The sequence below is a fragment of the Solobacterium moorei genome (assembly GCF_036323475.1).
Classification (GTDB): domain Bacteria; phylum Bacillota_I; class Bacilli_A; order Erysipelotrichales; family Erysipelotrichaceae; genus Bulleidia; species Bulleidia moorei.
Genome location: NZ_AP028934.1, coordinates 2382753 through 2407965, shown reverse-complemented (window position 1 = coordinate 2407965; position 25213 = coordinate 2382753). Strand labels below are relative to the sequence as shown.

Here is a 25213-nt window from a genome sequence, read left to right as displayed (position 1 = left end):
ACAGAATAAGAGAAATAATATTCTCTAAATTCATATTGTAAGTTGATACAAGTTACTGATGATATATCCTTATCAGAGGTCATAAACTCACCTCCGGGATTATTATATCAGATAAAAATTGTAAGAAAGCAGCAGGCAAGGTGATTAAATGTGCTACTTGTTGGAAAGGGGGATAGATGATGGATTTACATAGTAATTTGATTATAGACGGTTATGAGATTATGAATGATGAAGGGACAGTATTGGTGGACAGCGAAGGCTGCCCATTTCAATTTCTGACATATAAAGATGCAAATGAGTTTCTGGAAGCATTAAAGAAAAGCGGCATCGATGGAAAAACAGCAAAAGTAAAGTTAACGATTCCGGAAGGGAATTAAACTTAAATCAAAATAAAAAAATATTCCAAGATAAGAGGATATTTCAGAACGTTGTTTTCTACAATAGAATTATTATAACAAATTTTTGTGAAAATGTTAGAAGTTGTAATTTCTATTGAAATTCGTATGATGAAATTGTAAAAGAAATGCGAAAAGAGACGCATTATATGAAAGCCAAGCATATTCATAATTTATGTGTTGCAAAGTACAAGACAGGAGTTTAAACAGATCATAAATTTGATTTCTATAGTGGATAGGAGGAGTCCGTTTATGAGAAACCCTTTTTTCATAGCTTCTTTGTGTTGTGCCATATTATTTATTGGTGGGTGTACAAACACTTCTGTATCAAGCGTGGATAAATTTGAAGTTCAGGAAGAAAAAAAGAACCTGATACTTCAAGAGGAATTTACATATAATGACGGAGAAAGTGATAGTTCCGAATTTCATCGGGTAGAAGATGATAAAGCATACATTTCTTTAGAGAGAATTTCTGCTAATAGTACAACAGCCTTTTTTACAAATTCAATCGGATATATCAGTTTAGTCGATGGCAGCTACCATGAAATAGCTTCATTTGTTGATGAAGATTTACGGATATGGGATTATGTGGCTGATGATAATGTGATTCTTGCGTCAACATTTAATGGCGGCTTCTACGAAGTGATCTATAAAAATGGAGACGAAACAAAGCAGATTGAAAGAAATCAGATCGACAACGAATTTCAGATTCCGATTTTCAAGCAGATAGGTACCGATATTTTTTTATCTTTCCTATGCTACCAACAGAGAAGATAAAGGTGTATGGACTGCTTTGAAAAAAATTGATCTTAAAACAGGAGAAGATCGGGTTTTGACGGAACACTTTGCCTCAGTAAAGGATGTTCCCGATTATACCTTGGAAATATCTGAACATCATCTGACGTACGGTATTGAAGAAAACGGCAAAAATATTATCTGCGATTGGAATGCTGATGAAGAGAAATTGATACAGATCGAAGTCGATTTTCCGATTGGCAAAGTCGTATGGTCAAAAGGGGATGAATATATCACTTCCGATGCGAAGCGTTCAGAAGCTTTTCTGTTAGATAAAAACGGTGAGAAGAAAGACAGATTCAATCACCTATTCAACCGGGTTACGAGCATTGGAAACGGTGTTTTCCATACTAATGATGAGGATGTGGTGAGGTATAATGAGGGAGTGTTAACGAACTATCAATATACGAATGGCAAGATCAAAGGGTTTGTATTTCCTAAAATATCTAATATAGATAATCAAATTTATGTGTATTGGGCAGATTACAAGGAGCATATGATTTGGATCGATAAGTATATATTGGGAGAATAAATGATGAAGAAGAGAATAATTTTATCTGCAATAATTGCTGCTTGTACTACAATGTGTTTAACAATGTCTGTTTATGCGGATGGTGAAGGAATGAATGGTTTCGGAAATCCACCTGAAGAAACAGCAAATAAACTATAGTTATGGACAAATAGGATTACGTTCTTATACTACTGAGCAAAGGTATTTGCCGGTTCCGTTGTTTCATCAAGAACAAAGTTGGTATTGTGGACATGCCAGTGTGCAAATGATTTCAACATACTTATATGGTACAACTTATTCACAAGATGATATTGCCAATTATATGGGAACAACCCCATCAGAAGGGACAGAAGTGCCCCAAATGGTGAATGGTGTAAACTATTGGAGTGGTACTACATTTTACTCATGTGAACAAATATCAAATGTATCTATAGAGCACTTGAGGCCGCAAAATCATTGAAAAACATGGCGAAAAGTATATTGACTTTAAAGATATAAAAAGGTATCATTATTACGCTTAGCGAAAAAACTGGCTTTACGGAAGTAAGGCTTATATTTAGACTAAGGTTTGGCACACTTGGAAATGTGTGCATAAAATGAAAGGAGAAACTGAAATGCCTACAATAAACCAGTTAGTACGCAAAGGTCGTACTGATAAAGTTTACAAGTCAAAGTCCCCTGCATTAAACAGAGGCGTAAACTCACTCAAGAAGCGTGTAACAAAACTCAGCAGTCCACAGAAGAGAGGTGTATGTACTCGTGTTGGTACAATGACACCTAAGAAGCCTAACTCAGCTTTACGTAAGTATGCCCGTGTTCGTCTATCCAATGGATTAGAAGTAACAGCATACATTCCAGGAATTGGACACAACCTACAGGAGCATAGTGTTGTTATGATCCGTGGTGGACGTGTTAAGGACTTACCTGGTGTACGTTACCACATCATCCGCGGTACATTAGACTGTGCCGGTGTAGCAAACCGTAATCAAAGCCGTTCATTATACGGTGCAAAGAAGCCAAAGGCTGCTAAATAAGAGAAGGGAGAATAGAACATGCCAAGAAAAGGTTATATAGCAAAGCGTGATGTACTTCCTGATCCAATTTATAATTCAAAGTTAATCACTAAGTTGATCAACAAGATTATGATTGATGGTAAGCGTGGTACAGCTCAAACAATTTTATATGATGCATTCGCTCAGATTGAGAAGAAGACAGGTGAGAACCCAATGGAAGTATTCGAAAAGGCTCTCGGCAATGTAATGCCTCAGTTAGAATTGAAGGTTCGTCGTGTAGGTGGTGCAAACTTACAGGTACCAGTAGAAGTATCTGCTGAACGTAAGTTGACATTATCTCTACGTTGGATTGTTAACTACGCAAGACTTCGCCATGAAAATACAATGGAAATGCGTCTTGCCAATGAAATTATGGATGCCGCAAACGGTACAGGTGCATCTGTAAAGAAGAAAGAAGATACACATAAGATGGCAGAAGCGAACAAAGCATTCGCTCACTACCGTTTCTAATCGGGGAAGGAGCAATCAATGGCTAGAGAATTCCCGCTTAATAAGATTCGTAATATCGGTATCATGGCGCACATCGATGCTGGTAAAACTACAACAACTGAACGTATCCTTTTCTACACAGGTAAGATTCATAAGATCGGTGAAACACACGAAGGTGCGTCTCAGATGGACTGGATGGCTCAGGAACAGGAACGTGGTATTACAATCACTTCCGCTGCTACAACTTGCCACTGGCAAGATTGCCAGATTAACATTATCGATACACCGGGCCACGTAGACTTCACAGCTGAAGTTGAGCGTTCCTTACGTGTATTGGATGGAGCAGTTACAGTATTAGACTCTAAGGCTGGTGTAGAACCACAGACTGAAACAGTTTGGCGCCAGGCTACTGAATACCGCGTACCACGTATCGTATTCTCAAACAAGATGGATGCGACTGGTGCTGACTTTGAAATGAGCGTTGCTTCTATTGGAAATCGTTTAGGTGCTAAGGCAGCTGCAATTCAGATGCCTATCGGTGCTGAATCATCATTCCGTGGAATCATCGACTTAGTAACAATGAAGCAGCACATGTACACAAATGATAACGGTACAGATATTCAAGTTAGTGAAATTGATGAACAATTCAAGGCAAAGGCTGAAGAAATGCATTTAGCAATGCTAGAAGCAGTTGCAGACTATGACGATGAATTGATGATGAAGGTTCTTGATGGTGAAGAACCAACAGTTGAAGAAGTGAAGGCAGCTATCCGTAAGGGTGTTATGACTTCCGAATTCTTCCCTGTTATGTGCGGTTCTGCATATAAGAACAAGGGCGTTCAGTTATTACTAGATGCAGTTGTAGATTACCTACCTGCACCTACAGATATTGAAGCTATTAAGGGTACATTAGAAGATGGCACACCAAGCGAACGTCATCCTTCTGATGATGAACCATTTAGTGCCTTAGCATTTAAGGTGGCTACTGACCCATTCGTAGGTCGTTTAACATACTTCCGCGTATACTCCGGTGTTGCGAAGGCAGGTAGTTATATATTAAATGCTTCTAAGGAAAAGCGTGAACGTTTCGGACGTTTGGTTCGCATGCATGCTAACCACCGTGCGGATATCGAAGAAGTTTATGCTGGTGACATTGCTGGTGCAGTTGGTCTTAAGAACACAACTACAGGTGATACATTATGTGATGAAGAACATCCAATCGTTCTTGAATCCATGGTGTTCCCAGAACCAGTTATTCAGATGTCTGTAGAACCTAAGACAAAGGGTGACTCACAGAAGATGGATGAAGCATTAGCTAAACTTGCTGAAGAAGACCCAACATTCAGAACTTATACAGATGAAGAAACTGGTCAGACAATTATTGCTGGTGTAGGTGAATTGCAGTTAGATATCATCATGGACCGTATGAGACGTGAATTTAAGGTTGAAGCTACATCAGGTGCACCACAGGTAGCATACCGTGAAACAATCCGTAAGGAAGCTGAAGTACAAGGTAAGTTTGTTCGTCAGTCTGGTGGTCACGGTCAGTATGGTGACGTTTGGATTAGATTTAGCCCTAACCCAGGTAAGGGATTTGAATTCGTTGATGAAACAGTCGGCGGTTCAGTACCTAAGGAATTTATTAAGCCTACACAACAAGGTTTGGAAGAATCCTTAAACAATGGTTTAGTTGCTGGTTATCCAATCGTAGACATCAAGGCTGTCTTATTCGACGGTAGCTACCATGATGTCGACTCATCTGAACAGGCTTATAAGATTGCGGCTTCACTTGCTTTAAAGGAAGCAGCTAAGAAGTGCGATCCTGCAATTCTTGAACCTATCATGGCAGTTGACGTAACAGCTCCAGCTGATTACTTGGGCTCTGTCATGGGTGATATCACAAAGCGTCGTGGACAAATTCGTGAACAAGAAGAAACAGGTAATGCAATTAAGGTACGTGCTTTCGTTCCATTAGCTGAAATGTTTGGATACGTAACAGACTTACGTTCATTTACACAGGGTCGTGGTATCTATTCTATGCAAATGGACCACTATGAAGAAGTACCTAAGAACATTGCTAAAGAAATTATTGAGAAAAACACAACTAAGTAGTAAAAATGATTGTAAATAAGTACTGTTTCTAATAAAATGGAAACAGCTTATAAAGGTAGAAAAAACCAGGAGGAAAAAATATTATGGCAAAGGAACATTTCGACCGGTCGCTCGAACACGTTAACATTGGTACTATCGGTCACGTTGACCACGGTAAGACAACATTAACAGCGGCAATTACAAAGTATTTATCAACACACCCAGAAGATGGTAAGGCTCAATTCGAAGCTTACGATCAGATTGACGGAGCTCCAGAAGAGAAGGAACGTGGTATTACAATCAACACAGCACACGTTGAATACCAGACAAAGACACGTCACTATGCACACGTAGACTGCCCAGGCCACGCTGACTATGTTAAGAACATGATTACTGGTGCTGCTCAGATGGATGGTGCTATCTTAGTAGTAGCTGCTACTGATGGACCAATGCCACAGACACGTGAGCACATCTTATTATCACGTCAGGTAGGCGTACCTAAGATTGTTGTATTCTTAAACAAGTGCGACATGGTTGACGATCCAGAATTGATCGACTTAGTAGAGATGGAAGTACGTGAACTTCTTTCTGAATATGGATTTGATGGAGATAACGCTCCAGTGATTCGTGGTTCTGCATTGAAGGCTTTGGAAGGCGATCCAAAGTGGGAACCAGCAATCAAGGAATTACTAGATGCTGTTGATGCTTACATCCCAGCTCCAGTTCATGAATTTGACAAGCCATTCATGATGGCGGTTGAAGACGTATTCACAATCACAGGTCGTGGTACAGTAGCTACTGGACGTGTAGAACGTGGTAAGTTAAACTTGAATGATGAAGTAGAAGTAGTAGGTATTAAGGAAACTCGTAAGACTGTTGTAACAGGTATCGAAATGTTCCGTAAGACTCTTGACTTCGCTCAGGCTGGTGACAACATCGGTGCATTGCTCCGTGGTGTTAACCGTGAAGAAATTGAACGTGGACAGGTATTAGCTAAGCCAGGTTCAGTTACTCCACACACACAGTTCAAGGCTCAGGTTTACGTATTAACTAAGGAAGAAGGCGGACGTCATACACCATTCGTATCTAACTACCGTCCACAGTTCTACTTCCGTACAACAGACGTTACTGGTGTTATCCAGTTACCAGAAGGCACAGAATTGTGCATGCCTGGCGATAACGTAGTTATGGATGTAACTCTATTAGCTCCTATCGCTGTAGAACAAGGAACTAAGTTCTCTATCCGTGAAGGTGGACGTACTGTAGGTTCTGGTTCTATCACAGAAATCGTTAAGTAATTCAATTACTTATATCAGGCACTCATTGAGTGCCTTTTTCTGTGTGATTTCTATGAAGCAAAACCCGTAATTTGCGTTATACTAGTTGGTGTAGTGATTTACAGGGGAGAATTTAACTCGATGAATAAGAGTAATAGAAAAAGAAACATAATTATCGTCATATCTATGTTATTGATGTTTGGTATGAGGTTTCTGCCTGCATTACCTGGTTTATCTGCGTCTGGTATGCAGGTATTGGGAATCTTTGCAGGTACTTTATTATTGTGGTTAACGATTGCGATTGATTGGCCATCAATTCTATTAATTGGTGCGCTTGCATTTGTACCTGAATTAAAGATTGGTACAATATTATCTGGTGCGTATGGTGGGACAATCGTTGTATTCTTGATGTTTACCTTTGTGGTAACATACGCACTCTCGAAGACGTCATATATCAAAAGAATTGCGTTATTATTTATTAATTCAAATCTTGCGATGAAGGGCCCGTGGATGTTTATTGCATTGTACTTTGCAAGTATTCTTGTGATAGGTAGTTTCATTTCACCTACAGTGCTATTCTTTGTGTATCTTCCAATCTTAGAAGAAATCTATGTATTACTAAAACTAAAAAAGGGAGATAAGTTTGCGTCTGTGTTAATGATGGGAACTGTGATTATGTGTGGTATTTCATCTGGCATGACACCGATTGCGCATGTATTTCCTGTGATTGCCATGAATGCATATACTGAATTATATGGAAGTGTCATCCATTACGGCAGTTATATGCTAGCAGCGATTCCTGTGGGTATCTTAACGGCATTCATAACACTACTAGTATTCCGTTATATGATAAATCCAGATACTTCTTCGTTTGTGAATTACGAGAAAAAGAAGATTTATGTAGATCAAGAGAAACCAACAAGAGCCGAAAATTTTGTGCTTGCGGTATTTATTCTTGTTGTATGTATGTGGGTATTACCAAACTTATGCATGCATATCATTAAAGATGGACCTATCTTCGTTGGTTTAAAATATTTAGATAAGTTAGGCACAGCATTTCCACCATTAGTTGGTATTGTTCTATTATCTATTTTGACAGATGAAGGAAAGCCCTTGTTGAACTTTGGTGAAGCAATGAGTAAGGGTGTATCTTGGCCATCGTTAATTATGTGTGCTGGTACAACTGCTCTTGGTGCAGCAATCACCAATAGTGATATTGGTATTACTGCATGGATATCTGGAGGATTATCGCCGATTACATCTCATTTACCTGTGATGATCATGGTATTAATTTTTATTCTTTGGGCTGCGTTTCAAACAAATTTATCTAGTAATATGGTAACTGCTACAGTTGTGTCTGCCGCTGCTCTTGCGGTAACAGCAAATATCACAGCGGTGAATGTAGCGGCTCTAATTGTAAACATTGGAATGATGTCTGCATTTGCTTTTGCGACACCTCCAGCGATGCCTTGTGTGGCAATTGCGGTGTCGAGCGGTTGGACAAATACAAAGCAGATGATGGCATATGGATTCATCATTATGGTTGTGGCGGTAATAATAACTACGCTTGTTGGTTATCCAATTGCAGCAGCGCTACTATAAGTTGATAAATGATAGTATTTTACATGCATGCCGGTAGAAGAATCTACCGGTTTTCTTATCGAATTACTTGAATAGATATAGATACCATACAATTTTGTATTTTTGTGAAAGGATTATCATCTTTGTGTTGACTAACCGGATACTGATAGTTATTATCAACAAGCAGACTTAAGTTAGATGGAGGGAAATTTGAAAATGAAAAAGATTCTAACAACTTTATGCGCTGTTGCAATGCTGGCAGGTTGCACAGCTGGAGGATCCAAGAAGTCTTCCACAAATACAGCTTCTACTAAGGAAGAAACAGCTGCTACTGTAATGGTTGGTACAGGTTCTGTTACTAATGTATCAAACAAGACGAAGGAAGGTTCTGATACAGCAGCACAGTTCGATACAACATTTGCATCAGTTGTATTAGAGGGTAATGTAATCAAGTATGTATACTTTGATGTAGCACAGGATAAGGTTACTTATGATGCGACTGGTCACGTTACTTCTGACAATACAGCTTCTACATCTAAGAAGGCATTAGGTGATAAGTATGGAATGAAGGACAAGTCTTCCATTAAGAAGGAATGGTATGAACAGGTTGAGGCTTTAGAGAAGTGGGCTGTTGGTAAGACAGTTGAAGAAGTATTAAATATGCCTACAACACAGAAGGATGAAAAGCACACAGTTTCGGCTGATAAGGATCTTATGACAGGATGCACAATCGGGGTTACTGCTTTCCAACAGGCTTTAGATAAGGCTGCTAAGAACGCTGTTGAAGTGAAAGATGTAGCATCTGTAGGTTCTGCAATCTTGACTCAAGTTTCTGGTAAGGATGCAAGTGCTGAAAAGAGTGGTGAAGCAAAGGCTAGCTCTACATATGGTGTAGTTGCTTTAGATAAGGATGGTAAGGCTGTATTCACACAGACTGATGAAGCACAAAACGCTGTGAAATTCACAACAGCTGGTGTTGTAGATGGAGAAGCAGTTGCTATCGCTACAAAGGGTGAAAAGAAAGATGAATATGGCATGAAGAAGGTTTCTTCTATCGGCAAGGAATGGTTCGAACAGAATCAGGCTTATGATGACTGGACAGTTGGCAAGACTGGTAAGGAAATCGCTGATATGAAAGTTACTACTAATGAAGGTGGTAAGACTGTGACAGCTGATAAGGACCTTATGACAGGATGCACAATTGGTGTTAATTCTCTACAGAAGGTTACAACTACAGCTATTGAAGCTGCTACAAAGCTTAACTAATTCAAATCTTTTAGAAGTATAAGAATATCTTTAGGAAGCTGAAGATATTCTTTTTCTATTATGAAATCAGGAATAATCTAGTCCTGATTTCAGAGAAAAAACTTCAGAAGAAGAATATGATATAGAGGTCAGGGACACTAGAATGTTTCTGGCCTTTCTCGTACAGGCATGTATGGGAATTGGTCTGGGTAAAGTGAGAACGTGCCATCTTTTAGACCATTGATATCATTGAGTCCGTCATAAAAAGCGTTCTGCTTCCCTCCTATATTCTTAGGCTGCTTTATCAAGATGACAATCCAGGAAACAGTTAGATATGTCGTATATAAGCCAGAAAAATAGTCGGATGTGGGGATGGGGAAGTTTACCAAGACATTATGCATATCAGAAAGAAAGGAGTATTCCATCATGGAAGGACCAATCATTACAGTGGATGTATCAAAGGGTTCCTGTCACTACCAGCCCTTCATAGAGAATGGACATCCAATGCGAAAACCAAAGCAGCTTTCAGCTACGATCGATGGTTTCCAGAAATTAGGGCAAACTATCAAAGACCTTGAAGCTAAGACAGAACGAGAAGATATACCAGTTATCTTTGAGGCTACAGGTGTCTATCATCGACCACTACAAAAATATCTTGAAGACCACAAGATAAGGTACTACATCATTTCTCCATTATTATCTGCGACCTATCGCAAGACCTCCCTACATAGTAATAAGACAGACGCATTAGACTGTGCACATATCGCAAAAGCGTACTATTGTGAGAAGGAACTAAGACAATATCAAGCACAACCACAAGAGTACAAAAGACTCTATCAATTGAGCCGTATATATGAAAGTGAGTTGGTTCATCTTCGGAAACGCAAAGTGAGTTTGAGATCCATGCTGGATATCATATATCCAAGGATTGATAAGACCTTTAAAGGGAATCAAAATCTGTATGATCCACTCCCAATGGAGATATTAAAAAGATATCCTCATCCATCCTTACTATTGGGCCATAGAGAGGATACCATCGTTAAGACCGTTGGGCATCGTACAGGTCATTTAAAAGGATATACAGAAAGAATCGTACATAAGATCTACGAGAAGGCAAAGGAGTGCTATTCAGGATGTGATATCGATGATATAGAAGTAGTCAAATTGCCAAGCTTGATAGAGAACGTGCAGGAACAGAAGAAAAAATGCGATTCACTATTGAAGGAAATGATAGAGATAGCACGAACATGTCCTTATTTTGCATCTGTTGTTAGTATTGTTGGAATCGGAGAGAATCTGGCAGCCCGTATCATAGCAGAGCTTGGAGATGTAAGCCGATTTGATAACAGAGCGGCTATCGTGGCATATGCAGGCTTGAATCCAAAGATACAACAATCCGGAGATATTGATGGACTGCATTTCAAGATATCAAAGAAAGGCAATAAGCATTTGCGATGCCTTTTATACCTTGGTGCACAATGTAATTATCGATTGCGCAAAGAAGATCCACTATATGAATTCACCAAAAAGAAAAGACAGCAGACCCAATGCCCATTGTCGTCTAAAGCTGCCTATACTGCTAGTGCTCATAAATTACTGGTCATAATCTATAGCCTATGTAAGAATGGTACTCTATATCATTCTTAGCAACAGTATAAACCTAATCTAGCAAAATGGGAGATATAATTTCTCTTGTTTTAATAATGCACAAAACGAAAAAGAAGAAATCACTAAAGATTAGAAATTTCTTCTTGACTTAAGTTATCAAGTTTTTATGCATAGATGGAAAGTGAGGGATGGTGGTGACTATGCTATAATGAGTTGCAGGAGAAAATATGGAAGAACTATGTAAAAGTATTATTTTAAAAGTATTAATTACACTTGTGTCTGGAATCTTGATGATGGTAGTGACATCATTTTTGATGATTCTATGTAACTTCAAAATATTATCTGTGAATGGAATGATAGGCTTAGTTCTGCTAGTGACATTACCGCAGTTATGGTCTGTTTTAAGAAATTATAAAATTCCTACAACAGCGATATCCTTAGGGATGATTACAGTTTCCCTTGTGCTATCACTAATCTATGGATGGACCGTCGCGAATAGTGTTGCACAATATACAGAGCCAATGAAGATGTTTGAAACAATCTTGGCATATATTCTAAAGGTGCATGGTTTAGCAGCTATAGTAACTGCGTTTATCGGTTATCGAACAAAGAAATAATAGCGAGAAAAAGGGGGTTGGCATGAAAGTGATGAGTCGTTGGGGCAAGAATGTAAATCTAAAAAGCCCTTTGCAGGAATATCCTCGTATGCAGTTACAGCGTGGCAGTTATACGAACTTAAACGGCCGTTGGGAATATCAAATTACAGATACGAATCAAATACCGCAGGGAAATAACTGGAAGCCAATCAACGTTCCTTTTCCTTTGGGTTCACAGCTTTCTGGTAGTGATGAGATTTTATTGCCTGGGAAAGTATTATGGTATAAGAAACAGTTCTCTTATAAACCGGGAGAATATCATACGTATTTAAACTTTGAAGCAGTTGATCAACAATGTATTGTTTATCTAAACGGTATTGAAGTTGGCAGACACATTGGTGGTTATGAGCCGTTTGGTTTTGATGTATCTAGTTATATCAAGTATCAGAATGCATTACTTGTAAAGTGCACTGATCCAAGTGACACAGGTGAGTATGCATACGGAAAACAGAAAATCCAACATGGTGGCATGTGGTATACACCAATATCAGGTATCTGGCAGACGGTATGGCTAGAAGATATACCTCTACATGGAGTCCATGCATTAAAGATTACACCGAATTATGATAGACAGACTGTTTATCTAGAGATGGAAGGTGACTTTAATCATGCGACAATTACCATCAGTGCAGCAGGGAAGATGATCTATCATGAGATGACTGCTGAGATGCGTAATGAGATCTTTATTGAAGATATGCATCCATGGACACTGAAAGATCCTTTTTTATATGACTTGTATATTGAAACAGAGGATGACATTGTTAAGAGTTATTTTGGAATGCGTTGTTTTACTTGTGAGAAGGATGGAAAAGGTTATCCTCGTTTTTGCTTAAATCATAAACCAGTATTCTTAAGTGGTGTATTGGATCAAGGTTATACACCAGAGGGAAATTTAACTTATCCTGATGATGAGATGATGATTTACGATATTCAAAAGGTAAAAGAATTAGGCTTTAACATGATACGCAAGCATGTCAAAGTGGAATCCCGTCGTTGGTATTATCATGCGGATCGTTTAGGTATGCTTGTCATGCAGGATATGCCTAATGGTGGCCAACCAAGTAAACTAACAACTTTATACTTGCCACACTTAAATATCACGCGTATGAATGACCAGAAACAAAAACATCTCGGTAGATGTGATGACTGGAGTAAGAAAGCATACTATGATGAGTTAAACGCGATGATTCATAATTTATATAATGTTGTATCTATCTTTGCATGGGTTCCTTTCAATGAAGGTTGGGGACAGTTTGATAGTGCTAAGGTAACCAAGCATATTCAATTGATGGATTTGACACGTTTTGTGGATAGTGCTAGTGGTTGGCATGATCAAGGGGCTGGGGATTTCTACAGTCGTCATGTGTATTTCCATACCTATACAAATCCACAGAATCATGAAAAGAGAATGGCAATCTTATCTGAGTTTGGAGGCTATTCTTATTTAATTCTAGGACATAGTCTTGCACAAAAGCTTTATGGTTACAAAAAAATCACAGATAAGTTAAAGTTAAACACGGCGATTCGAAAGTTATATGAAGATAGTATTATTCGTAATATTCCAAAGGGGTTAACTGCTTGTGTATTTACACAGTTAACGGATGTAGAAGATGAGTGCAATGGTATTATGACAGCGGATAGAGAAATTGTGAAGTTGGATGAAAAGAGAATTCGCAATCTAAATCAACGATGCATGAGGAGATTAAAGAAATGAGAAAGCAAATTGTAATCGCAGAAGCGCTGGGTGGTAGTGTTAGAATTCACGCAGTTGATACAACAGATATCGTAGAAGAAGCTAGAAAGCTACATCACTGTATGGCTACTTCTGCGGCTGCTTTAGGTAGAACCTTAACAGTTACAGCTATCATGGGTAGTGATTTAAAGAATGTCTATGAAAAAGTTACCTGTATCTTTAATGGACATGGGCCAGCAGGCACTGTTCTTGCGCAAGCGGATGGTAGTGGAAATGTGAAGGGCTTTATTGGAGATCCTTCAATCTATCTTGTGCGTGAGGATGGACATTTGGATGTAGGTAAAGCAATTGGTACAAACGGCACATTAACAGTGACGCGAGATATGGGTCTAAAAGATCCTTTCTCTGGTATGGTGAATATTCAGACAGGTGAAGTTGGCGATGATTTTGCGTATTACTATGCAGTCTCTGAACAGACACCTTCTGTTGTAAATGTAGGTGTTCTTGTAAATCCTGATGGTAGTATTTTGGCTGCAGGTGGATTTATCTTACAGTTACTTCCAAACGCAACAGAGGAAGTCATCAGCGCATGCGAAGCGGTTGCCGCAAAGATGAGACCTGTATCCACATTGATCAGTGAAGGAATGTCTATTGAGGACATTATTCATATGTATTTCGAAGATGCGAATATCTTAGAACATAAGGATGTTCGTTGGTACTGTGGTTGTTCACATGAGCATTATAAGGATGCACTTGCGACACTTTCTGATCATGATTTACAGGAAATGATTAAAGATGGTAAGGGTGCGGATATTCATTGCCAATACTGTAATAAGGAGTACCGATTTACACCAGAAGAATTAAAAGAAGTATTGGAGTTAAAGCAGCGTGTTTAAGATTGGAAATATAGAATTAAAGAATCAAATTGTCGCAGCACCTTTAGCGGGTATCTCAAATCCTGTCTATCGTGAAATCATGCACGATTATGGTGCAGGTCTAGTCGTAAGTGAAATGATTAGTGATAAAGCATTGCACTATCAAAACGCAAAGACTCAGGATATGTGTCGTATCAGTGAGGGCGAACATCCAGTTGCTTTACAGTTATTTGGTAGTGATCCTATTACAATGGCTGAGGCAGCAGAGTATCTAACCAAGAATACAAACTGTGATATGATTGATATTAATATGGGATGTCCTGTACAGAAGGTTGTAAAGGCACATTCTGGAAGCTATTTGATGCAGAAACCAGAGCTTGCGTATGAGGTCATGCATGCAGTGGTAACACATACAGATCGTCCTGTGACAGTGAAGATGCGTGCGGGTTGGGATAGTGACCACATTAATTGTGTAGAAATCGCAAAGTTAGCAGAGAAGGCGGGTGTTAGTGCAGTTGCAGTACATGGTCGTACACGTGGGCAACAGTATACAGGCCATTCTAATAATGCATATATCAAAGCAGTAAAGGATGCAGTAAATATCCCTGTCATTGGAAATGGTGATATTCGTATACCAGAAGATGCGAAACGTATGTTAGAGGAAACGGGTTGTGATGCGATTATGATTGGTCGTGGACTTTTAGGAAGACCATTCTTCTTGCAGGAAGTAGATGCATATCTGAATGGTGGTACATATGTAGAGCCTGATTATAATGAAAAGTTAAATCTTGCATATCACTATGCAGAGAAGCTCTGTGAATATGAGAGTGAAAGAAATGGTATCTGCATGATGCGTGGTATGGCAGGTTGGTATATTACAGGATTACCACATGCTTCAGAGTATAAGAACCGTTTATCTTCTATCTCTTCACTTCGTGAGATGAAGGAAATCATTGAAGAATATCGTGAGTTAATTAAGAACTTTATGGAGAAGCAATAGCCGTAAAGTTTTTTTCATGCATGCATAAAAAGCCCTGTTTTATACAGGGTCAAACATTCATGTCGAAAGATAAGGGGGGTTAGTTTCCTTCAACAGCGTTTGTACTTTCGGATAGATCTTCTGTTAGATTTAACTTACCAAAGTCGGAATCTGTTGGAAGAACTAGATCAAATTCAGGAATAGCGTTCATCTTGAATGTGAATTCATCAGCGCTTAGTCCTAAGATATGTCCACCATGTGTCTTATCATCTGATAAGAAGTGGAAATGCCAGCCTGGTAGGTTGATACCTTCTACATAATCAGGGCAGTAGATTGCGATAATCTGTCCTTCTTCATTTTCATAGTGATATTCTCTTTGTTCGCAAGCTGCTTCAGCAAGTGTAGGATATGGCTTTGCGCACTTATAGCAGCTACGTACATGCATCTTGGAGAACTTAGCGTGTGCTAAGAACATGTAGAAGATATTCTTGTTTTGATCAACGATAGGTTGTAGCTTTGCCTTTAATGTCTTAATATCTTCAACATTTGTGATTGTCTGTTCCTTTACAGAGTGATCAAATTTAGTAACTGTAGAGAATGCTAACTTATCTGTATCAGCCATCTTAACAACTGTTCCATCAGCTGTTCCTTTATAAGCGACACCATCAACAATGAGTGCTTCGCCATCAAGACCTTCGTATGTACCGATACCTGTATCGCAATCACTTAATAGATCCTTGACTGTCATTGTGCCGTTAAAATCACCTAACATTAATGCGTTTAATGTAGAAACCTGTAAAACCTTTTGCATAATAATTTCCTTCTTTCTTTTCTTTATTTCGCCATGTTGTCAGCTGGATGTCTTTGTAATTCAGCTTTAACAAGGAATGGTGCTGTAACATTTGTAATTGCTAATACGAATGCTAAGATTGCAATCGTTGGTGAAACAAATGGTTCAAATGCTGCATTACTAGAAGCGGCCATTGCAGGGATAGCAAGTGCAACACCTGCAAGAGATGCAGAAGCAACACTGATATATCCTGGACGATGTAGAATGTTACGTTCTACGAAATAAGATGGACCAATAACAATAATGAAGTATGCAATGCTTAACAAGATACCTTGTGGAATCATACCAAGTGCTTTGAATAAGTTGATTGTAGAACCAAATTCAAATCCTAAGAATGGTAAGATTGTTGCATTACCACCAGCAAATACTTTACGAATATCTGCATCAAGACTACCGAGAATCATACCTAAGATGAATGGAATCAATAATGCGATAATCTGTATAACCTGAGGACACCAAATCCAGATGTTCCATAGAAACCTAAGAATAAGATTGGTAATAGAGGCATTGAACAAATCAACATGATACCAAATCCTGCCTTATCAGCTTCATCACCGAATGGAGAGATAATACCCATGTATAGTGCAGCGTTAGCACTTGTGATTGCACATGCAACAGCTAGGAACGGAATACCAAATACACCTTCAAATCCAAATAATACATAGTATAGTGCACATAATGCATATGCGACTACAAGACGAACAATAATGAGTGGAACACTTCTACCAAGTGCTGACTTCAAATCTGAAACCTTAACACCAGTACCTGTAAAGAATAACATCAAGCCAATAATTAACATCTGACCAGAGGATGAGAACATATCCTTCATAGGATTTCCTAATACAGCCCAGATATCTACATTGAAGAGTCCTTGACCAATTGTGGTGATGATTGCACCAATAATTAATGGAACAAACATTGTTCCTGCTGGAACCTTCTGTAAGGCTTTCCAGATGTTAACGTTCTTTTTTTCTTCTGACATAACTATGCTCCTTTAAAAAACAACGTAATCAATATATAACTTTTTATTTGATAATGAACCGTTCAGAACATATAATAGTGAGTATTCTTTTTGTGCTATCAGCATAATCGGAGGGGTAGATGGATATTTCAAAATTAGTGGATGCGTTTTTATCAGGCGTTAACTTAGATGGGCTGATAAAAATATCATCAATATTATTAAAATGCCCATTATTAATATTAGATGATGCATTTCATGTAGTTTCTTATTATAAATCAGAAGGCTTTCATGATATCCCTTTTGATTCAACAATAGAGAGCAAACATATTACCTATGAAGTCGTGCGTAATTTAAACTGGCAACCAAATTTAGAGGAGCCAGTATTTTTGACAATCGAAGAAAGCCCATGGAGACGTAGAATCTCAACGCTGAGAGCAGAACATAAAAATATCGGTTATTTGTTTTGTGTAGATGCAGAAGGTCAGCTAGAACAAGTAAATGATAATGATATGAATAAAATTGAAATGATTCTAGCAAAACAATATTTAGCACAGATTGAAAATCAATTTCTTTCGAAGAATACAGAAGAAGAGATTTTAACACACTTATTAGATGGGGATTATCAGAATCCTGCTTTATTTAAGCTACAGATATCTAATACATGGATTGAGCAGATGGATCAGGGGCACCTTGCGCTAATTGATGTATCAAATAGAACAAATCTACAAATATCATATCGATTATTAGATGCAAAGCTAGAAGCTGCGTTAGCAGAATCACGTCCATTCTTATATCAGAAGAGTGTTTTGCTGTTTGTACATGAAAAAAGACAAGTCGAAATACTTGAGAATATTGCGAAAGAGTTTCAGGTATTTGTCGTTATCTCTAGTGTTATAAAAGATATCTATGAGTTACCTAAGATATATAAACAAATTTTAGAGTTTACGTCATTATTACAAAATAAGACTTTCTCAGCTAAAGTATTCTATACGGAAGGCTATCGTTTGCGTATGATGTTGGATCAGGTGAAAAGTCGGTTTGATTTAGTACCTGATGTATATAAAAGAATGTACGAGTATGATAAAGAAAATCATACAGTATATTGCGAAACACTATATTATTATGAATTAAAAAATCATTCAGTTATTGAAACTGCACAAGAGTTATTTACACATCGGAATACAGTTGTTTATCGTCTAAGAAAAATCAAAGAAATGTTTCATATAGATGACGCCCATGAGAGTGAAAAATTAATTCGTTTAATTAGCTTGGGTCTATGTTTAATTAAAATGGATCAAGATGATATTGTTCTAGATAATATGCATGCGAGTGATATATTCGAAAAGTAAATTAAGATAATATTTGTTATTGTAATTTATATAGAAGCAAAGAATTATGTTATTTTTGTGAATATTGAGTCTAACAAAAAGATATCAGAAAAAATTATGATAAACTTACCGCATTGAGGTGATGAAGTATGAAAAAAGGACTAGTTCTTGAAGGTGGTGCGATGCGAGGCATCTTTACGGCAGGTGTCATCGATGTACTAATGGAAAATCATATTACATTTGATGGCGCGATTGGTGTATCTGCTGGTGCGTGTTTTGGTGTAAATCTAAAGAGTAAGCAGATTGGTCGTACATTCCGCTATAACATGAAATATGCAAAGGATCCAAGATACGCAAGCGTTCAATCTTGGATTAAAACCGGAGACTTTTTCAATGCGGAGTTCTGCTATCATACATTGCCTGAAAAGTTAGATCCAATGGATGCCACAACTTACTCACAGAATCCAATGAAGTTCTATTTGGTCGCAACTGACATCGAAAGTGGAGAGCCTTATTATTACGATGCCAAAGATATTAATAATGAATCGTTGGACTTTGTGCGTGCTTCTGCGTCAATGCCAGTATTTGCAAGTCCAGTACATATCAATGGACATATTTATTTAGATGGTGGTATCTCTGACTCTATCCCAATCAAGAAGTTTCAACAGATAGGATATGAAAAGAATGTGATTATCCTAACACAACCAGAGAATTATGTAAAAAAACCACAGCAAATGATGAAGGTTATTCGTGCAAAGTATCGTAAATATCCAAATATGGTGCGTGCGTTAGAGTTACGTCATGAAACTTATAATGATACGATTGCGTATATCAAAGAAGAGGTTGCTAAAAATAATGTGTTTGTGATTCAACCAGAGGCGGAATTAAACATTGGCAGAATTGAACATGACCGTAAGCGAATTCGTGCAGTTTACGAGGAAGGTCGTAAAACAGCGATGAAGAGACTGGCAGAATTAAAGATGTTTTTAAGACAAGGAGAAAGACATCATTTGAGATAGCAATTTATGATAAAATAAATACGCTATCGGGGGAATGATGAAAATAACAATAGATATGATACATCGTGATTTACGTAAATACGCAAGCATGGTGTTGAATAATCAACCATCACTCAATTCTATTACCGCAATTAGGGAACGTGATAGAAATCTAAAACGTAAGTTTTATGGGAAGTGGTTTGGTAGAAATACCCATATGGAAGAAAAAGAGATCCTAAGAATGAAGTGAACCCAATTTTGAAGTGAACCCAATTGAGGTGACCCCTAAAAGTTAGACTTTTTACGAGATGACTTTGGTCATCTCTTTTTTCTATTATGAAATCAGGAATAATCTAGTCCTGATTTCAGAGAAAAAACTTCAGAAGAAGAATATGATATAGAGGTCAGGGACACTAGAATGTTTCTGGCCTTTCTCGTACAGGCATGTATGGGAATTGGTCTGGGTAAAGTGAGAACGTGCCATCTTTTAGACCATTGATATCATTGAGTCCGTCATAAAAAGCGTTCTGCTTCCCTCCTATATTCTTAGGCTGCTTTATCAAGATGACAATCCAGGAAACAGCTAGATATGTCGTATATAAACCAGAAAAATAGTCGGATGTGGGGATGGGGAAGTTTACCAAGACATTATGCATATCAGAAAGAAAGGAGTATTCCATCATGGAAGGACCAATCATTACAGTGGATGTATCAAAGGGTTCCTGTCACTACCAGCCCTTCATAGAGAATGGACATCCAATGCGAAAACCAAAGCAGCTTTCAGCTACGATCGATGGTTTCCAGAAATTAGGGCAAACTATCAAAGACCTTGAAGCTAAGACAGAACGAGAAGATATACCAGTTATCTTTGAGGCTACAGGTGTCTATCATCGACCACTACAAAAATATCTTGAAGACCACAAGATAAGGTACTACATCATTTCTCCATTATTATCTGCGACCTATCGCAAGACCTCCCTACATAGTAATAAGACAGACGCATTAGACTGTGCACATATCGCAAAAGCGTACTATTGTGAGAAGGAACTAAGACAATATCAAGCACAACCACAAGAGTACAAAAGACTCTATCAATTGAGCCGTATATATGAAAGTGAGTTGGTTCATCTTCGGAAACGCAAAGTGAGTTTGAGATCCATGCTGGATATCATATATCCAAGGATTGATAAGACCTTTAAAGGGAATCAAAATCTGTATGATCCACTCCCAATGGAGATATTAAAAAGATATCCTCATCCATCCTTACTATTGGGCCATAGAGAGGATACCATCGTTAAGACCGTTGGGCATCGTACAGGTCATTTAAAAGGATATACAGAAAGAATCGTACATAAGATCTACGAGAAGGCAAAGGAGTGCTATTCAGGATGTGATATCGATGATATAGAAGTAGTCAAATTGCCAAGCTTGATAGAGAACGTGCAGGAACAGAAGAAAAAATGCGATTCACTATTGAAGGAAATGATAGAGATAGCACGAACATGTCCTTATTTTGCATCTGTTGTTAGTATTGTTGGAATCGGAGAGAATCTGGCAGCCCGTATCATAGCAGAGCTTGGAGATGTAAGCCGATTTGATAACAGAGCGGCTATCGTGGCATATGCAGGCTTGAATCCAAAGATACAACAATCCGGAGATATTGATGGACTGCATTTCAAGATATCAAAGAAAGGCAATAAGCATTTGCGATGCCTTTTATACCTTGGTGCACAATGTAATTATCGATTGCGCAAAGAAGATCCACTATATGAATTCACCAAAAAGAAAAGACAGCAGACCCAATGCCCATTGTCGTCTAAAGCTGCCTATACTGCTAGTGCTCATAAATTACTGGTCATAATCTATAGCCTATGTAAGAATGGTACTCTATATCATTCTTAGCAACAGTATAAACCTAATCTAGCAAAATGGGAGATATAATTTCTCTTGTTTTAATAATGCACAAAACGAAAAAGAAGAAATCACTAAAGATTAGAAATTTCTTCTTGACTTAAGTTATCAAGTTTTTATGAAGCTAGAAGATGTTGTCTGTATTGAACAGGACTCATCCATCCTAACTTTTCTTTTATTCGTTGCTCATTGTAATAATTTATAAATCTTTCTATTTTTAACTTCAGTTCATCGAAACTATAGTACATGACTCCATAGTATATTTCTTGTTTAATCAGTCCAAAGAAATTTTCCATAACTGAGTTATCAAGGCAGTTTCCTTTTCGAGACATACTCTGGAAGATTCTTTCTTCTTTTAATCTACGTGTATAAGCGTTCATCTGATATGCCCATCCTTGATCAGAATGAAATGTTCTTCTATATGGGCAGTCTGTAGTGATTGTAATAGCTTTCTCCAAGGCATTCATCACGTTTTCTGCAGAAGGTCTCTTACCAATTTCGTAACTAAGTATCTCACCACTACACATATCCATAAATGGATCTAGATAAAGCTTATGTATTGTCATATGACCCTTTTTATCGACTTCATAATACTTGAATTCAGTTGTATCAGTTGTTATTTTCTGATGCGGTATATGTGTCTTGAAGCGTCTGTGAATTCTATTAGGCGCAACTCTTCCAACTGTTCCTCTATAAGAACTGTATTTTCTGCTTTTGCGAGTATAAGACGTTACCTGTAAGTGAAGCTTTTGTATGATTCTCTGTACTTTCTTTTTATTAATGGTATATCCATTGTTGCGAAGTTCTCCAACGATTCTACGGTAGCCATAATCCTTATTATTTATACGAATTTCTTGTATGTTTTCTTCAAGCTTTTTATCAGGATTTTCTCTATCAAATCTCTTTTGCCAATACATATATGTCGCTTTTGGCATTCCGGTATAAGAGAGAAGGTCTTTTAGTTTGAACTTTTGTCGGAGACTGTTGATGACGAGTGCCATTCTCTCATTTTTTCCTCGTCCTCTAAACGCAGCCTCCTCAGTTCTTTTAAAAATGCATTCTCTATTCTTAACCGAAGAAGTTCATCTTCTAATTTCTTTATATGTTCTACACTTGTATTAACAGAAGCTTCTTCCATGAGTTTGTTTTGAGTCTTTCTATCTGTCTTATCCATAGCTTTCCTTCGACCCTTTCGGCGTGATTTTAACGCATCAGGACCTGCTATACGAAAGCGATTAACCCAGTTGCCAATCGTAGCTGGGTTCTTAATGCCATTCTGTATAGCTAACTCTTGATATGTGATTTCACTTGTTAAATACAACTCTACAATAGAAAGTTTCATTTCGAAAGAATAAACTTCATTTTCTCGTGAGCGCAATAAACCATCATTTCCAAATGCTTTATAGTTTTTCACCCATTTGTGTAGCTGGGATTTAGAGCCTAATCCATATTTTTTAGAAAGATATAGAATTCCTCCTTTACCATTCAAATATTCTAAAACTATTTTTTTCTTGAATTCAAAACTATGTTTTGTCATAAAAATACCGACCTCCATTCGTTAGATTCTTGGTCTAACTTTTGGGGGTCGGTACAAATTTCTTGGACACGTTAATTTACCGACATGATAAGGCTTGATTCCTTGCCTGACAAGGGGTTAGGCCTTTTAATTTTGTCTGTATTCTTTCTTCGTTGTAATAGTGTATGTATTCTTCCATGGCACATTTCAATTCTTCCAATGTATGGAACTCATATTCATGTCCGTAGAACATCTCATTCTTCATCTTTCCAAAGAAGTTCTCCATTACACAATTATCTAGGCAATTTCCTTTGCGAGACATCGATTGGATGACCCCGTGTTCATGTAGAGCCTTATGGTATTGATTCATTTGATATTGCCATCCTTGATCAGAATGGAATATCAGTCCTTCTATATTTGGATATCTATGAAATGCGATATCAAGCATATTGGCAATCTGCTCATAGTTTGGATTATTAGATATATTCCAAGATATAATTTCTCTATTATGCATGTCGAGAATAGGTGATAGATACAGCTTGCCTGCAGTGATGTGGAACTCTGATACATCTGTTGTCCATTTCTCGTTAACTGTACTTGTAGAGAAGTTGCGCTTGTAATAGGTAATGTGATTCTCTTCATCAACTACCTTTTCTAGTAAGTGATTCTCTACTGTACCATTCATATTGCCTTTGTATGATTTGTATTTAGCTTTAGGTGTATTTCCAAATAGACCCATCTTATGCATAAGCCTTTGTATCGTCTTACGATTGATCGTTGGATACAGCTTTCTGATTTCCAGATAAATACGTCGATATCCGTATCTTCTCTTATGGGTATAGAAAACATTGATGATGTCATTCATTACATCATCATATTTGAAATCACTGTCTTGTTTGTCTTTCCAATAATAGTAGTCAGAACGGCTGATATGATAAGACAATTGTGTACTGGTATTTATCGTTTGGATGATATATCCAACAGGTACATGTAGTTCTTGCCTTAGTTCCGATATCGCCCTAACTATTTCTTCTTTTCTCTCTTTTCTCTTTCCGTAACTAAGGCATCTAATTTTTTTATGAATTCGTTCTCTATTAATAGCCTCAAGTTCTGCTCGCGTAGGAGCTTGTTTTCTTTCTCCAGCTCCTCGATTGTTTTCTTCTTTGGCATGTCGTCCTCGCTTCCTTACAACGACATTATATCCATTTTCTTTATATTCTTTAATCCATCGAAAGAGAAGACTATCGGTAGACAACCCTAAGTCTATTGATACGCTCATTATTGACTTATGAAGAGTCAATACTCTATAGATGGCTGCTTCTTTAAATTCAGCAGAGTAATCGTGAGAACTATGACGTAGAATATCCAATCCATGTTTATCAACTAGCCTAACAATATATTCAATTTTAGATTTTTGCATTTTCCATTTTAACTGGAGCTTAGAAAATGTGGTTCCAAGTTTTCGTTCCTTGTAGATTTGTACCTTGTCTTCAAATGTAAATTTCATAATAAAAATGAACCTCCTAAGTTGTTGTCCAACTTTTGGGGTTCGCTTCAGAAATGATGGATCTTCTTTGCGTATCTGTATTGTTTATCCAAATCGATTGACTGGGGAAGAATCAGTAGATCTTTTATGGCTTCATGGTGGTGGATATGGAACAGCATTGCCGGAAGAATGTTATCCATATGCGGAACGTTTCCTGGTAAACGGAAACGTAGTCATGGTGTTGCCGGATTATCGCAAGAGTTATGAAGCACCATATCCTGCAGCTTTAGAAGATGCCTATCTGACACTTAAGTGGATGAAGAAACATGCATGCAAGTTACATATCAATCCTCATCAACTATTTGTGGGTGGTGAAAGTGCAGGTGGTGGTTTAGTGGCTGCGTTATCTGCGTATGTACGTGATATGAATGAAGTAAAGATTGCATTCCAGATGCCTCTATATCCAATGATTGATGATCGTCCATCAAGTGAAAATAAAAATGAAACATTAGCTTGGACTACTTCACAAAAGTATTTCCATTGGCAGTTATATAAACGTAATCTACAGGATGTACCGGTGTACTGTGCACCAGCACGATTAAAGGATTTTCGAAATCTGCCGCCAACCTTTACAGTTGTAGGTACACCAGGGCCATTCTATGAAGAAACCGTAACCTATATGAAACATCTGTATAAGGCAGGTGTCACAATCATGTTAAAAGAGGATGAGGGTTGTTTCCACATGTTTGATACACGATTTCCAAATGCACAGGTATCCAAAGAAGTCATACGTTTTGAACAGAAAGTATTTCAATATGCACAACAAAACTTCTTTGCAAGACAGGATGAAATCAGCCAAGTGGATGAATCTTTCCAAGAAGATATATTCCGTAATTTTCATGCATACATGGATACAGAAAATAAATATTAAAGTAAAGCCCAGGATGTTTATCCC

27 protein-coding genes are annotated in these 25213 nt (G+C 37.8%); 21 read left to right on the top strand and 6 right to left on the bottom strand.

The window, feature by feature from the left end:
• Positions 1-176: 176 nt before the first annotated feature.
• From RGT18_RS12040 to dusB, 16 genes are all read left to right on the top strand, one after another.
• On the top strand, positions 177-377 hold the full coding sequence (locus tag RGT18_RS12040) for a hypothetical protein (RefSeq protein WP_006526022.1): 201 nt from the start codon (positions 177-179) through the stop codon (positions 375-377).
• Between the two features lie 270 nt (positions 378-647).
• Positions 648-1172: a hypothetical protein gene (locus RGT18_RS12035; protein ID WP_028078657.1), complete on the top strand. Its 525-nt coding sequence runs from the start codon at positions 648-650 to the stop codon at positions 1170-1172.
• Between the two features lie 16 nt (positions 1173-1188).
• Positions 1189-1722 (top strand): hypothetical protein, encoded by a 534-nt coding sequence (locus tag RGT18_RS12030; protein WP_156022848.1) that lies wholly within the window; start codon positions 1189-1191, stop codon positions 1720-1722.
• Positions 1723-1725: 3 nt separating this feature from the next.
• On the top strand, positions 1726-1860 hold the full coding sequence (locus RGT18_RS12025) for a hypothetical protein (RefSeq protein ID WP_259306480.1): 135 nt from the start codon (positions 1726-1728) through the stop codon (positions 1858-1860).
• Positions 1817-2161, top strand: a complete 345-nt coding sequence (locus RGT18_RS13150) for a C39 family peptidase (protein WP_081659565.1) — start codon at positions 1817-1819, stop codon at positions 2159-2161. Before RGT18_RS12025 ends, RGT18_RS13150 begins: the two co-directional genes overlap by 44 nt.
• 154 nt (positions 2162-2315) lie before the next feature.
• Complete coding sequence (rpsL, locus tag RGT18_RS12020; RefSeq protein WP_028078655.1) at positions 2316-2735, top strand: 30S ribosomal protein S12; 420 nt, start codon at positions 2316-2318, stop codon at positions 2733-2735.
• Positions 2736-2753: 18 nt separating this feature from the next.
• Positions 2754-3224 carry a 30S ribosomal protein S7 gene (gene rpsG, locus RGT18_RS12015; RefSeq protein ID WP_006526017.1) on the top strand — a complete coding sequence of 157 codons (471 nt, stop codon included), beginning with the start codon at positions 2754-2756 and terminating at the stop codon, positions 3222-3224.
• A gap of 18 nt (positions 3225-3242) precedes the next feature.
• Positions 3243-5315 (top strand): elongation factor G, encoded by a 2073-nt coding sequence (gene fusA / locus RGT18_RS12010; RefSeq protein ID WP_006526016.1) that lies wholly within the window; start codon positions 3243-3245, stop codon positions 5313-5315.
• 83 nt (positions 5316-5398) lie between these two features.
• Positions 5399-6592 (top strand): elongation factor Tu, encoded by a 1194-nt coding sequence (gene tuf / locus RGT18_RS12005; RefSeq protein ID WP_028078654.1) that lies wholly within the window; start codon positions 5399-5401, stop codon positions 6590-6592.
• A 120-nt stretch (positions 6593-6712) separates the two neighbouring features.
• The gene (locus RGT18_RS12000; protein ID WP_028078653.1) at positions 6713-8173 is read left to right on the top strand and encodes an SLC13 family permease; all 1461 of its coding nucleotides are present in this window, start codon (positions 6713-6715) and stop codon (positions 8171-8173) included.
• Between the two features lie 195 nt (positions 8174-8368).
• A complete protein-coding gene (locus RGT18_RS11995; protein WP_051241043.1) occupies positions 8369-9418 on the top strand; it encodes a membrane lipoprotein lipid attachment site-containing protein in 1050 nt (349 codons plus the stop codon).
• A 351-nt stretch (positions 9419-9769) separates the two neighbouring features.
• Entirely contained in the window at positions 9770-11044 is a 1275-nt protein-coding gene (locus RGT18_RS11990; RefSeq protein WP_338174683.1) for an IS110 family RNA-guided transposase, read from the top strand.
• 188 nt (positions 11045-11232) lie between these two features.
• A complete protein-coding gene (locus RGT18_RS11985; RefSeq protein ID WP_028078697.1) occupies positions 11233-11622 on the top strand; it encodes a hypothetical protein in 390 nt (129 codons plus the stop codon).
• Between the two features lie 22 nt (positions 11623-11644).
• Positions 11645-13375 (top strand): glycoside hydrolase family 2 protein, encoded by a 1731-nt coding sequence (locus RGT18_RS11980; protein WP_028078696.1) that lies wholly within the window; start codon positions 11645-11647, stop codon positions 13373-13375.
• A complete protein-coding gene (hslO, locus tag RGT18_RS11975) occupies positions 13372-14250 on the top strand; it encodes an Hsp33 family molecular chaperone HslO (protein WP_028078695.1) in 879 nt (292 codons plus the stop codon). Before RGT18_RS11980 ends, hslO begins: the two co-directional genes overlap by 4 nt.
• The gene (dusB, locus tag RGT18_RS11970) at positions 14243-15229 is read left to right on the top strand and encodes a tRNA dihydrouridine synthase DusB (RefSeq protein WP_028078694.1); all 987 of its coding nucleotides are present in this window, start codon (positions 14243-14245) and stop codon (positions 15227-15229) included. Before hslO ends, dusB begins: the two co-directional genes overlap by 8 nt.
• A 79-nt stretch (positions 15230-15308) precedes the next feature.
• Here dusB and budA read toward each other — a convergent pair whose 3' ends face one another.
• The 3 genes from budA to RGT18_RS11955 are packed head-to-tail and all read right to left on the bottom strand — an operon-like array spanning position 15309 to position 17040.
• Positions 15309-16019: an acetolactate decarboxylase gene (gene budA / locus RGT18_RS11965; RefSeq protein WP_051241049.1), complete on the bottom strand. Its 711-nt coding sequence runs from the start codon at positions 16017-16019 to the stop codon at positions 15309-15311.
• 23 nt (positions 16020-16042) lie between these two features.
• Complete coding sequence (locus RGT18_RS11960) at positions 16043-16462, bottom strand: 2-keto-3-deoxygluconate permease (protein ID WP_281169065.1); 420 nt, start codon at positions 16460-16462, stop codon at positions 16043-16045.
• Between the two features lie 17 nt (positions 16463-16479).
• Positions 16480-17040: a 2-keto-3-deoxygluconate permease gene (locus RGT18_RS11955; RefSeq protein WP_028078692.1), complete on the bottom strand. Its 561-nt coding sequence runs from the start codon at positions 17038-17040 to the stop codon at positions 16480-16482.
• Between the two features lie 119 nt (positions 17041-17159).
• Here RGT18_RS11955 and RGT18_RS11950 point away from each other — a divergent pair, with 119 nt between their 5' ends.
• The 4 genes from RGT18_RS11950 to RGT18_RS11935 all read left to right on the top strand — a co-directional run bounded on the left by RGT18_RS11950 (position 17160) and on the right by RGT18_RS11935 (position 21247).
• Positions 17160-18368, top strand: a complete 1209-nt coding sequence (locus RGT18_RS11950; RefSeq protein WP_028078691.1) for a PucR family transcriptional regulator — start codon at positions 17160-17162, stop codon at positions 18366-18368.
• A gap of 128 nt (positions 18369-18496) precedes the next feature.
• Positions 18497-19366: a patatin-like phospholipase family protein gene (locus RGT18_RS11945; protein WP_028078690.1), complete on the top strand. Its 870-nt coding sequence runs from the start codon at positions 18497-18499 to the stop codon at positions 19364-19366.
• A gap of 37 nt (positions 19367-19403) precedes the next feature.
• The gene (locus RGT18_RS11940; protein WP_028078689.1) at positions 19404-19595 is read left to right on the top strand and encodes a hypothetical protein; all 192 of its coding nucleotides are present in this window, start codon (positions 19404-19406) and stop codon (positions 19593-19595) included.
• 377 nt (positions 19596-19972) lie between these two features.
• Complete coding sequence (locus RGT18_RS11935; RefSeq protein ID WP_338174683.1) at positions 19973-21247, top strand: IS110 family RNA-guided transposase; 1275 nt, start codon at positions 19973-19975, stop codon at positions 21245-21247.
• A 125-nt stretch (positions 21248-21372) separates the two neighbouring features.
• Here RGT18_RS11935 and RGT18_RS13145 read toward each other — a convergent pair whose 3' ends face one another.
• The 3 genes from RGT18_RS13145 to RGT18_RS11925 all read right to left on the bottom strand — a co-directional run bounded on the left by RGT18_RS13145 (position 21373) and on the right by RGT18_RS11925 (position 24279).
• A complete protein-coding gene (locus RGT18_RS13145; protein ID WP_420917765.1) occupies positions 21373-22257 on the bottom strand; it encodes an IS3 family transposase in 885 nt (294 codons plus the stop codon).
• Entirely contained in the window at positions 22215-22793 is a 579-nt protein-coding gene (locus tag RGT18_RS13140; protein WP_420917771.1) for a helix-turn-helix domain-containing protein, read from the bottom strand. The genes RGT18_RS13145 and RGT18_RS13140 overlap by 43 nt, the downstream gene beginning before the upstream one ends.
• Positions 22794-22869: 76 nt before the next feature.
• Positions 22870-24279 (bottom strand): IS3 family transposase, encoded by a 1410-nt coding sequence (locus RGT18_RS11925; protein ID WP_338176313.1) that lies wholly within the window; start codon positions 24277-24279, stop codon positions 22870-22872.
• A gap of 67 nt (positions 24280-24346) precedes the next feature.
• On the opposite strand from RGT18_RS11925, the gene RGT18_RS11920 reads away from it, so the two are divergent.
• On the top strand, positions 24347-25189 hold the full coding sequence (locus tag RGT18_RS11920; protein ID WP_338176311.1) for an alpha/beta hydrolase: 843 nt from the start codon (positions 24347-24349) through the stop codon (positions 25187-25189).
• Positions 25190-25213 lie beyond the last annotated feature (24 nt).